At 48.6% G+C, this 12,240-nt stretch carries 7 protein-coding genes and 1 pseudogene; all 8 read right to left on the reverse strand.

The annotated features are described in order from the left end of the window. Positions 1-116: 116 nt before the first annotated feature. The 8 genes and pseudogenes from ACIFQM_RS09780 to ACIFQM_RS09815 all read right to left on the reverse strand — a co-directional run bounded on the left by ACIFQM_RS09780 (position 117) and on the right by ACIFQM_RS09815 (position 12,197). The gene (locus ACIFQM_RS09780; RefSeq protein WP_430065392.1) at positions 117-2,792 is read right to left on the reverse strand and encodes a PAS domain S-box protein; all 2,676 of its coding nucleotides are present in this window, start codon (positions 2,790-2,792) and stop codon (positions 117-119) included. 371 nt (positions 2,793-3,163) lie between these two features. Continuing rightward, complete coding sequence (locus ACIFQM_RS09785) at positions 3,164-5,329, reverse strand: glycoside hydrolase family 6 protein (protein ID WP_430042434.1); 2,166 nt, start codon at positions 5,327-5,329, stop codon at positions 3,164-3,166. Positions 5,330-5,928: 599 nt separating this feature from the next. Then, positions 5,929-7,428, reverse strand: a complete 1,500-nt coding sequence (locus tag ACIFQM_RS09790) for an alpha-glucosidase/alpha-galactosidase (protein WP_430047538.1) — start codon at positions 7,426-7,428, stop codon at positions 5,929-5,931. A 127-nt stretch (positions 7,429-7,555) separates the two neighbouring features. After that, entirely contained in the window at positions 7,556-8,467 is a 912-nt protein-coding gene (locus tag ACIFQM_RS09795; protein WP_430042430.1) for a helix-turn-helix domain-containing protein, read from the reverse strand. A 133-nt stretch (positions 8,468-8,600) separates the two neighbouring features. After that, positions 8,601-8,774, reverse strand: a pseudogene (locus ACIFQM_RS09800) (NAD-dependent malic enzyme); the annotation flags it as partial. A 1-nt stretch (position 8,775) separates the two neighbouring features. Continuing rightward, entirely contained in the window at positions 8,776-9,612 is an 837-nt protein-coding gene (locus ACIFQM_RS09805; protein ID WP_430042427.1) for a phosphoenolpyruvate hydrolase family protein, read from the reverse strand. 25 nt (positions 9,613-9,637) lie between these two features. Next, a complete protein-coding gene (locus ACIFQM_RS09810; protein WP_430042425.1) occupies positions 9,638-10,855 on the reverse strand; it encodes a Tm-1-like ATP-binding domain-containing protein in 1,218 nt (405 codons plus the stop codon). Positions 10,856-10,997: 142 nt separating this feature from the next. Then, positions 10,998-12,197 (reverse strand): phosphoenolpyruvate hydrolase family protein, encoded by a 1,200-nt coding sequence (locus tag ACIFQM_RS09815; RefSeq protein WP_430047541.1) that lies wholly within the window; start codon positions 12,195-12,197, stop codon positions 10,998-11,000. Positions 12,198-12,240: the final 43 nt, after the last annotated feature.

Raw genomic sequence — 12,240 nt, forward strand, 5'->3', positions numbered from 1 at the left:
TTTATTACAGAAAAAAAAGACCAACTCAGAAAGCTGGGTCTTGAAATCATCGTTAACATTCCACTTGAACATAAAAATAGCCGTGATGCGTTAAGCACCACGACTGGCTATTTCTTTTAGCATTCCGTCGATTCGTAAGATTCGTCACGGCTTATATTCGCAGGTGCTTCCCCTTCCGGTAGCATAAGATCTAGCTGAAACCGGAACGTGGCTCCTCTGGCCTCGTCACTATCCACATCAATGGAGCCGCCCATCAGACTGACCAGGTTTTTGCAGATGGACAGCCCCAAGCCTGTTCCTCCATATTTCCGGTTCAGTGCCGGATGAAGCTGGGAAAAGGGCTGAAACAATAGATGCTGGCGATCTGCGGGAATACCGATGCCAGTATCGGTTACACTGAACTCAATCAAGCATTTCTTTGTACGGCTGCTGTAAGCCTTGCTCTCGGCAAAGATGTTTACACGCCCTCGCTCCGTAAATTTGATTGCATTGCTCACCAAATTCACCAGCACCTGCCGGATACGCACATGGTCACCGACAAGGACCCCCGGCAATTCCTGATCCACGTGCCACTCCAGCTCAATGTCTTTTTCCATAGCCTGCTTGAGAAATAGGTCCGCCACACTGCCCATCATATCCTCAAGTTCAAAAGGTTCGTGCAGCAGCGACATTTTGCCAGCCTCAATTTTGCTCAAATCCAGTATTTCATTCAATATCTGCATTAAAGCACTACTGCTATTGGTAATAATATCGATATAGCTTCGCTGTTCCTCATCCAATTCAGTGTCCGCGAGCAGTCCAGCCATTCCGATAATTCCGTTCATAGGTGTACGAAGCTCATGACTCATCACAGAAAGAAATTCTGACTTGGCCCGGTCGGCCCGCTCGGCGGATTCCTTGGCCCGGATGATTTCCTTTTCATTCGTTATATCTACAAAAACCATTACGGCCCCTTTACGCTCCCCATTATCCATCAGGGGACTGATCCGATAAGAGACGAGGAAGCTGGACCCGTCTTTTTTCCAAAACACGGCTTCCTCAGCCTGATAAGAAGCGCCACTGCGGATCGCCTGAAGAATGGATGGCTGCTCATCCGGGTAATGGCTGCTTATCTCATCGACATGGCGGATCATATCTGTGTATGTTCCGTTCAGTGAATTTTCGGCCCCCACTCCAAACATGGAAGCCGCCGCCGGATTCATAAAACGGACATGCCCCTCAGTACTCAAGCCCACAATGCCTTCGGATACGGCGTTCAGAATGAGTGAATGCTCATTGCTAAGCTTTTCGATTTGGGCGATGTAGCTTTTGAGCGGAGTGACATTTTCAAAGATGCCGTAGCAGCCCACAATTTGCTCATGCACAAAAATCGGGATATTAGTTACCTTGATAAACAAGCGCTCCCCATCCTTATGTATGAACTCTGATTCATAGGTTTGCGTTTCTCCCTGCTTGGCCAGCTCCATATGATGCCTAATCTTGTCCCGTTCCTCGGAAGAAGCCATCACAAGAACTCCAGTCCCAAGCAGTTCTTTCCTTGTATAACCAATAAGTTCCTCCAGACTGGGATTCACGCTCAGGATTTGACCTTTCATATTCATGGCGCATATGCCGAGCGGGTTATGCTGAAACAGCGATTTATAACGATTTTCACTTTCACGAAGGCGTTGCTCCATTTTTTGGTGCTCCGTGACATCCTGTACCATACCGACAATTTGAATCGGCTGTTCTCCGCGCTCGTCCATTTCCGCTTCCCAGGTCGAACGCAGCACTTTCTGTTCACCATTAGGCAGTACAATCCGATAAAAGGTTTCTTTATGAATCCCTTTTAAAATGACGTTCGTAATGATCTCGATCATTCGCTCTTTATCCTCTGGATGAATAGCATCCAGAAAAGAATCAATGCTTGTCTCGACCGGCTTTACGCTAAAGCCAAAAATGCTGCGGAATTCCTTGGAAAAATGCAAAACGTCGTTAACCAAATCCCAGTCCCATGAGCCAAACATCGCCAGTTGCTGAGCTTTTGCAAGATTTTCCTCGCTCTTCTGGCGCTCGGTGATGTTGCGGCCGATGGACAAAACTCGCTTGATTTTGCCTTCCTCATCCCGAATGATGCGGTATGACACTTCCAGCCACAAATAATGCCCGTCCTTGTGACGGACACGACGCTTCATAATACCTGTTTCCTGGAAGATTCCATGTACTCTCATATAATCGGCATCTTCTGCATGATAAAATTCGAGCCGTTTTTTGCCGAGCATTTCCTGCCTAGTGTAGCCAAGAAGTTTTTCTACCGAAGGAGAAACATATTGAAGGTTCCCGTCCGGCGTGCTGAACGAGATCACATCCGGCGTATTTTCTGTAATTAGCATGTACAAGTCCTCATTGTCCGAGAGTACCTGCTGCATGTCTTTTTTCTCTGTGATGTCCATCGCGTAGGCAATCAGATACGTTTGACCCGTAGCCGGGTCATCAAATATCGTTAATTCCAGCGATAACCAGACGGATGTTCCCCGCTGATGTCTTAATCGAAGCTCTGCCTTGTACACTTGATCCGTAGCTTTCAGCCAGCCCGTATAGGCGTCCTGCAACGCTTGTCGATCTTTATCTCCTTTATACAACAAATGATAATATCGGGTTTTCAGCAATTCCTCCTGCTTGTATCCGACCTTGTGACAAAGGGCCGGATTGACATACAGACATTTTCCGTCCCTGGAGAAAATGGCTATCCCTGTCGGGGCATGATTGTACATGTGTTCCAGCAAAGGCAGTCGTTGAGCAGCAGAAAACACAATAAATCTCCTCCTTTGTGGTTTATGAGGGCGCAGTCTAACATGCATGCACAAAATTGCCGATGCAGTGTCATCGGCAATCTTTTGAATTATTTTTTATACCACTCGACTCAGAAAATGACGCAAAAACCGCTCCGCATCCACTTCAAGTGCCACGTCAATACTAGTCTGTGAATGAGCTTGATCCTTTTTTACTCATGATGACCTCCACAGTAGAACAGCATTCTTTTTCATTATACACAATTGAATGCTTATTCTCTTGGTCATGAGGTTCTTTATCTAAACACGATCAAAAAAAGCTACGGCAGTTGTGCCGTAGCTTTTCCTTCGGGGCTCTTCCATTGCTTAAGCGCACATCTTCTGTCCCAATCCTAAGGCTCGATTCCCCACACCAGCTTATCATTATGGAATAATGTTACTTTATTCCATTCTGTATAAGAGGTTTTGGTAGGATCGAAGGAATAATCATTGGATTCGTCCAGGTTAGACCAGTCGCTTTTGTTGATACGGATCTGAATATCACCTGTTTGCGCTCCAGCTGCAAGCGTACCGGCAGCAGCATTGAAACCAATTTCGATATAATTGTCAGTAATAGTTCGCAGCACATTATCATTGCCTACTTGCGCATAGTCTACTGCGGATTGCAGCTCTTGGCTGCCATCTTTCGTAAAATAATACCGGACTTTCAGCTCACTCAGCATCACGGGTGTTGTACCTTTATTTTTCAGATTTAAGAAAGGCTTGACTGCGTTATTAGCTGGATCGGTATCCCCGGCCCGATACATTACAACCAGATCACCCGCTGGTTCTGTAGGATCTGTAGGGTCCGTTGGATCTGTAGGTGTTCCTTTTGGCTCAGCGCTTACCGCAGTGGAATCCTTGCTTGTTCCTTTCGTATTCGTAGCACTTACAACATAGAAATAAGTGGTTCCGTTGGTCAGACCCTTATCTGTGTACTCTTTCTCAGTAACAAGAGGCGCAACGGCTGTAAAAGGACCTGCTTCGCTGGTTGCACGTTTTACCGTGTAGCTGTCGGCCCCAGTGGACGCATTCCAAGTCAGCTTCACTTCCGCATTCCCCGCTGTCGCCTTTAAGCCCGCTGGTACTGCCGGAGCGGCTGGTGTAGGAGTTGTTCCGCCACCAGATGAAGGGACAATCGCTGGATATGCATTTTGCACAAGCATAACAAACTGATCATGGAACCAAGCTCCTGAAATAGGTGCATTCGGTAAAGCATCTGTTAATGTGCCATCCTTGGTTGTATAGGTAGGATCACAATATCGGTCAAAGCCTTTACCCTCATCGTTCGGAATAAGCGAACTGGAACCATCGGAATCACCCGGAGGTTTCGCCCATACATAAGCATCGACATGGGAAGCTGGAGCTGTTTGCGGCGGCGTACCCATACCTGCTCCGCTGTTATTACACCAGTTGCCACGATGCGAGCGTTTGTCTATACGGCCTGAGTTCACATAGGAGTTAATATCACTGCCGACAGCGGCAGTCGGACGGTTAGGTCCTCCCCATCCGTTACGGCCTGTATCAATGAGCATACCGAGTGAGCTCGGCCAACCTGCGTTTACAAAATCTCTATGCAAGGACTCTGTGAAATCCAGTTCATCGAAGTTAGGATTCCATTCGTAGTACTTGGACGATTTGATCGGCTGTCCGCCAATATTCAGGTTTGGATCGGGCAGATTAGGCTCTGTCAATGGGGAAGAGTTGGCTGTATTCGTGATAAAGCCGTCCACGCTGGACAGTCCTTTGCTCGTATCTGTGAAAACATTCGTGAACAGTGTGACGGTTGCTGAACGGTTGTTATCCCAACCCAGCCAACCGGAGTGACCGATATCTACATATTTGTAGACGTTCGGAATCGCGTTCAGCTTGTTCATGGTATATTTCACGCCAGCTTCATAAATCCCTGTAGATTTGGCTTGAGCACATTTGGGATCATTCAGATTCGTTATCAGATTCGGCAAACTGTCCGGCTCAATAATCGCTACAATGCGGATATCCTGATACTTCGGTTTGGCAAAAATAGCAGCAATTTTATCGACATAATCCTTTTTGTACGTTTCCAGACCCGCTTGGGTCAACGGCAGCTCACCGTTGGAAGCCAAGGCTTTACAATCCCGTCCGGGCAGATCATATACAATAAACTCTGCCGTAATCGGTGTGTTGCCTTTCTTTTGTGTCAACACTTGATCCAGATGCGCTTCCAAACCAAGCTTGCCTCCACCGCCGTTAATAGCAGCGATGCGATCGAGCCATACGGCAGTCGGGAACGTTTTGATGGTTTGCATTTTCGCTTTCAGTGTAGAATCTGTAACCTGGGCAATCGATGTATCGACGCTAGCCGCATAATCAGGACTAACATATTTGGTTGCCCCTTGATAAGGATTGTCCACATGGGATTCTGCATGTATTTTATCCGTAAATCCTGCACCTGGTAGAAAGCTGCTTGCGACGAGTGATAGCGCAAAAGCATACTTCATGCCTTTACGAAGCACTTGCTTTGTTTTCAATTGCTTCACCTATCTTTCCGTAGATTTTGTTGAATCTTCCTATGGCGGCACCTGATTGTTACATGATTATGTGTGAGTTACGCCATCTTTCTCCAAAAAAAGCGGCGTTCTTAGCTGCTAAGGTAAGCGCTTTCTATTTTTTCACGCGCTTACTTCCTCCCCTTTTTGTCACCTCCTATGTTAGATTATAGTGGGCTGGAAAACTGATGTAAATTGAATAAATTAAGGATTAAATTATTAATTAGGCACATGAATTGCCACAGTACCCGTTTTTGCTGTCTCCCCACTTCCCAGGGCCGAGTCCTTCATAAGATGAACTATGCCTGCTGTGACAAGCTCTCCCGACCTACGGGATCGACACCAAAAAGCGGATTTAGAAAAAATTAGGCTATTTTCTTTAATTTCCGTCAGCTCAAATCGACAATGATAAACTCCAAACTCCGTACTATGCCAAATCGTTAAATCTATCGACACCAATAGGGTATTTTCAGGCTCTCATCGCCATGAAAATACCCTATTCATCGTAGTGCAGCCTCACGGCCATTCATCATGCATGTACATGCAGTGAGCGCTCATGCCATTGTACCAAGCTGCCAGGCCTAGCTAGGCTACTCCTTTTCGCGTTCCTTGCCTTTGTCGGATTCGCCCGCATTTTTGTTGGCCGCCTCCCGATCCAACTGCATTTCCTCAATCGTCTTGACCTTAAGCCTTGCCGCTCCCTCATACGCACGAGTTGGGATCAGATCGCCCGCAGCTAAACGTTGACGCGCCTCGGCAATTGCCGCTCCGTATTGTGGAAGCCACGCTTCCTGCGCTACCAGCATTTCATCGACCATTTGCCAGATTTCCTTCGGATTACATACCGCACCCACCAGTGGGTCCATCATGAACGCCTGCCGCAACAGCTTGTCGTCCCCATGCACGGCAGCTTCAACTGCCAATCGCTGCACGGAAATGCTAACATTGCAGACAGCCGCAGGGCCGAGCGGCAGTTCACCCACAAGAGGCATGGAAATGCCGTTACGATCCACATATCCGGGCGCCTCAATAATCGCATCATCCGGCAGATTGGAAATCACTCCGTTGTTGACGACATTAAAATGTCCACGGTATACACGTCCTGTTTCCAGTCCTTCGATAATGTAGGAGCCATGCTCCTCACCGCGTTTTTCCGACTTGTACTCCAGTGGATCTTCCTTCATCCAGTTTGGAAAATCTGTTTCAAACCAGTTGCGTCCTTCCGTACATACACGCAGATAGCCTCCCGTTTCTCCATTAATCCAGCTTCCCAGATCAATCCAGTCGAGAATTTCATCCGGACGCTTCCGGTACCAGGGAACATACTCGCTTAGATGGCCGTTCGATTCGGTGCTGTAATAGCCAAAACGGCGAAGCATGTCGATGCGTACCTTTTCGGTGCGGCTATATTCGGGATGCTTTTCAAAAGCCTCCAGCAGTCCAGCTGTCAGATCCTTGCCTTCATGTGACGCCTGAATGTACCATGTCTGGTGATTGATTCCGGCACACACAATGTCCACATCCTGCTTCTCCAAGCCATATACTTCAGCAATTTGGTGATGCCCATGCTGTACACCGTGACACAACCCAATCGTACGTACACCGCTGTACTTGTTGCAGGCCCAGGTCATCATCGCCATCGGGTTCGAGTAGTTCAGCAGCAGCACATCTGGTGCGCTTAGCTCGCGGATATCCTTGCAGATCTCCAGCATTTCCGCAATGCCACGCTGCCCGTACATAATACCTCCTGCACACAGCGTATCGCCCACGCATTGATCCACGCCATATTTCAGCGGAATGTCTACATCGGTCGCAAACCCTTCCAGCCCGCCAACCCGGATCGTACAAATCACATATTTGGCATCCTTCAAAGCCACTTTCCGGTCCGTGGAGGACTGTATTTGAATAGACAAACCGTTCTCCCGAATATCCCGCTGGCACAGCTCAGTGACCATATCCAGATTGTGCTGATTAATGTCCGTAAAAGCTACTTCAATCTCGTTAAATTCCGGCACCGTCAACAGATCTCGCAAAATTCCACGGGTAAAGCCGATGCTCCCCGCTCCAATAAAAGTCACCTTAAATGACACGGCATTCAACCTCCAGCGTTAGATGTGTAGTATACCGTCATTGTAGCAATTTGCCAGAGGGAAGCGTTATCAAAATCATGACCAGATTCGCGTTTAGGTGTCAAAAATCCTAACTTAACTTGCCGCCTTATCCCTCTTCATCCTCCGCATAGTTCCACACATGGCGTTCCACGGCAGTGCGGTATTCGACAGGTGTCTTGCCTGTGTGCTTTTTGAAAAGCATATGGAAATACTGCCTGCTGCCCACGCCTACATAATCGGCAATTTCGTGAATGGGAATGTCCGTTTGCTGGAGCAGCATTCGGGCCTTGTCCATCCGCAGCATCGTCAAATAAGCGGTAAGCGTTTGTCCGGTATGTTTTTTGAAAATGCGATGCAAGTACCCCGGATGCAGATTCACCGCTGCTGCCATATCCTTCACCAGAATTTCCTGGTCATAGTTGAGATGAAGAAATTCGATACATCGTTTAATGTAGACATCCGTTTGCTGCGTGTCACTCCGTTCCGTTTCCTCACGCAAACGCGCAATTCGCACGAGCAATTGCATAAACAGCAGCTCAGCCATTGCACTTGGATGCTCTTTTCGCTGATCCAGCTCCAGCACGAGGCTTTTCAGCGTATAATACACCTCTTCCGGGTCAGACAGCACCAGATAAGGAAATGGACGCGACATGAAGGCAGTGACCTCGTGCTCTTCCCCTGCCATTTGTCGAATAGACGGACCTACTCGCACCCCTTCCGTAAAACCGAACTCTACATTCAGCATCCGGCATGGCTGCTCTCCTTCTACGACCAGTCGATGCGACACACCCGCGTCCAGCATAATAAACTCTCCCTTGCGCAGCGTGATGCTTTCTCCTGCCTTCTCTCCTGTCTGTACATCCACCCGGCACAAGCCGGAGATCATGTACATAATTTCGGTAGAATGATGATCGTGATACGGCATGGTGTAATCGTGCCACTGCTTGTAATAGTAAGCAAAAAAACGGGGAATATAATCCCCGTCACGCAGCCGTGGCTCAAACAGACTTCCGTTCATCCCCCCACCTCCGCAAAATAGATCAGGCTAACACGGCAACGTATCTGCAACCGCCTATTTTCACAGTTTAACAGACGATGCTATGTAATTCTATTTCGCTCTAGTACACTATCTGAAATCCGGTGGAATACGTCCTGAAGATACCCGGAAACACAAGCACATTGTTAATCTGGTTGGGATAGTGGCTGCAACCCGTGGCAAGTACACGAACATGCGGGATAGCTTGCTCAGGCGCAATCTCCGGCTCTGGATTAGCCATGGCAAACACAATACTGTCTACCGCCTTCCCTTGTACATCTGAGGCATTCTCAATTAAATTTCCGAATCGACTTGAAGGACTCGGTCTGCTGTGTGATGCCCTTCTCTGCCGCAAAGCGCTCGATGCTGGACGCGCCGAAGAATCCATCGATGCCCTTCGTTCTCTCAATGACATAAGTCGCATCCTCCGGCTCTGCAATTGGTCCGCCGTGGCAAATAATCATGATATCCGGGTTCACAGCCCGACCGGCTTTAATAATCGCCTCGATTCGTTCTACACAGTCGTCTAGGGTCAGCGCTGTTTTTGCACCAATCGTGCCCTTGGTCGTCAAGCCCATATGCGCAACCAAAATGTCGGCTCCCGCCTCCGCCATAGCCTTCGCCTGAGCGGGATCAAAAACATACGGAGTAGTCAGCAAATCCAGCTCATGGGCGCTACGGATCATTTCAACCTCAAGGTCGTACCCCATATCGGTTTCCTCCAGGTTTTGTCTAAACACCCCATCAATCAAGCCTACTGTAGGGAAGTTCTGAACACCGCTGAAGCCCTGCTCCTTCAATTGCTTCAAATATACCTCCATCACTCTAAACGGGTCGGTGCCGCATACCCCTGCCAAAACAGGCGTATGCTTGACGACCGGCAGCACCTCGGCTCCCATTTCAACGACGATTTGATTGGCATCTCCATAGGAAAGCAAGCCCGCCAGCGAGCCGCGGCCCGCCATTCTGTATCGGCCGGAATTGTATACGATCAGCATATCCGCTCCGCCCGCTTCACTGCTTTTGGCCGTAATGCCTGTGCCTGCCCCGACACCGAGGAGAATTTTACCCGCCTTTACCTCTTTCCTGAATTTAGTCATAATTTCTGATCTGGTCAGCTTATTCATTTCGTATATCCTCCTTATTAGATTCTTAGGAATTTGATGCTTGCATGAGAGCAATCAGTTTTTGAGCTGCGGCCTCTGCAAAGGCCGGATCGTTGATGGCGCAATCCAATTCAATCACTTCAATAACCGAGATGTCGACATGCTTACGCAGGGTATCGAACAGCATTCGGTCCTCCTCCAGGCCGTAGAAAGGCTGCCCCTCCACATCAATTGCAGAAATGCCCCTAAGCGGCAGCATTAGCACGGTGCTTTCCTTTGCCATGTTCAGCTTCTCCGCAAGCTTCCTGCCGATCTGTTCATTTTCTACCACCGTAGTTCTCATCAGGGTTACGGTCGGATTATGCTGATAAAACTTATGATCCTTGAATTTCTCCGGCACGGTATCTCTCGGCCCAAAATTGCACATATCCAAGGCGCCCACCGAGACCACCTGCGGAATGCGATGGCGGCCTGCAGCCTCCAAGCGATGCGGCCCTGCATTCAAGACACCGCCGATGATTTCATCCGCCCACTCCGTCGTCGTCAAGTCCAATACCCCTTCAATGAAGCCCGCCTCGATCAACGCCTCCATCGACTGCCCTCCGATGCCCGTGGCGTGGAACACAAGCACCTCGTAGCCCCTTTCCTCCAAATATTTTCTTGCCGCTGTCACACAGGGCGTGGTTACTCCGAACATCGTGGCTGCAACCAGCGGCTTCTTCTCCGGTTCATGCGCATGTTCAAACTTGAGCATTCCCGCTATCGCAAATAACGCATTTGTGAAGATTTTCGTAGAAATCGAGTTCAATCCTGCTACATCCACCACAGACGGAATCATGACGATATCACTCGTGCCTACGTATGGAGCTGTATTTCCAGAAGCAACGGTCGATACCATCACCTTTGGAACGCCAATTGGCAGGGCTCTCATGGCCGGTGCGACCAGTGAGGTCCCGCCAGTGCCTCCAAAGGAAATGATTCCGTCAAATTTACCCTGCTTGTACAACTGTGGTACCAGCTTCTTCAGGCCTTTGGACAATACCTCTGTAGCCAAAGCCCGATCCTTCCTTGCCGCAAGCTCCTCCATGTCCATGCCTGCGGCGCGAGCGACTTCCCGATTGGACACATCCGGAATAAAGGCCGGCTCGAATACGCCTGTATGAATCATCAAGGTCCCCATCCCAAGCTGCTCTGCAATCCTCTTGATGTAAAGGTACTCATCGCCTTTCGTATCAAACGTTCCAGCTATTGCGATGGTCTTCATTCTGCTGCCTCCTCGTATGATCATTTAGTACAATGTTCGATCGCAGGGTAGCATGCTGATTTTTTCGCTAACAGAAAAACCAGTATGATCGCTATAGCTTCATCATACTGGTCCTGTTTATTCATGAAAACGCTTTTATGTTCTATGTTTTTGTGTTTAGGTTAGATCTGTACTGCTTGGGTGAGCAGCCCTTAAGCTTTTTAAACATTTTGCTGAATTGGGCATAATCCGGATACCCTACCATCCCAGCCACCTCGGATAATTGAAGCTGCGGCGCATGGAGTAGCGTGACAGCTTTATTTATGCGGAAGCTCACAAGATAGGTCTGAAAGCTGCAGCCAACCTCCTTTTTAAACAAGCTGCTCAAATAGCTGCGCGAAACATGAGCAACCTTGGCCAGATCCGAAAAAACAATTTCACTGCTGTAGTTTTGTGCCACATACTCCTTGACAAACTCAACGTAATCATAATGCTTGGTGATGCCGTTCAGCATTTTGGCCATAAAATCGTCCTCATCTAGCTTGCCCAGGCGCTTAAAATCGCGAGTAATTGCCGTAATTGACTTCTCCGAAGGAATTCGTTCAAAGGCAGATCCGCCAATATAGCCCATAATGTCTGTGTTGTTGCTGTACATGTACTGGACATCGACCGGCGTCTTTACCGGACCGCCGTAAATCATCTTGATCAAATCCGGCTTAAGGTGCTTGCAGGCATCGAAAATACGCAGCGCCTTTGATTTGGTAGCCTCTAAGGATACAACCTTCCGCGCGCCCAATAATCCGCCCTCGGTCAGGCCGAGATGAGCACAGATTACATCTGCCCCCGCCTCAATCATTTGGGCCGCTTGAAGCTCGTCAAATACGAAGGCCACCGTAAACAACTCCTGTCGATGGGCCAGACGTATGGCCTCAACCTCTCTGTCATAGCTGATTCCGTCTTCCTCCAGAGCCTCTCTGAACAATCCGTCCATCAGGCCGACAGTCGGATAATTATTCACTCCCGAAAAGCCTCTGCTCTTGATTTCCTCAATATAATCGGCCATCTCTCTGGTTGGATCATTCGCATTCAGTCCAAAGAGCACGGGAGCATGCCTCACCAACGGCACAATTTCTCTTGACGCAAAATCCATCACCATATCATTACTGTTGCAAAACGGCAAAAAGCCCGCCAGAGAGCTTCTCCCCATCTGGCGAAACTTGCCGGAGTTCAGCATTAATATAAAGTCCGCTCCGCTATGAGCTGCATACTTGGCTGTGATCCCTGTGCTTGTCGAGACGCCGATGATGTGATTACCCTCGTGCAGCTGTGATTGAAGACGCTCCAGTATGGCTATTCTGTTCAAGCTCCATCAGCCCCTCATCTCTACAGATTTCTCGCCAGGCCCA

Source organism: Paenibacillus sp. NRS-1782 (genome assembly GCF_050467685.1).
Taxonomy (GTDB): domain Bacteria; phylum Bacillota; class Bacilli; order Paenibacillales; family Paenibacillaceae; genus Paenibacillus; species Paenibacillus terrae_A.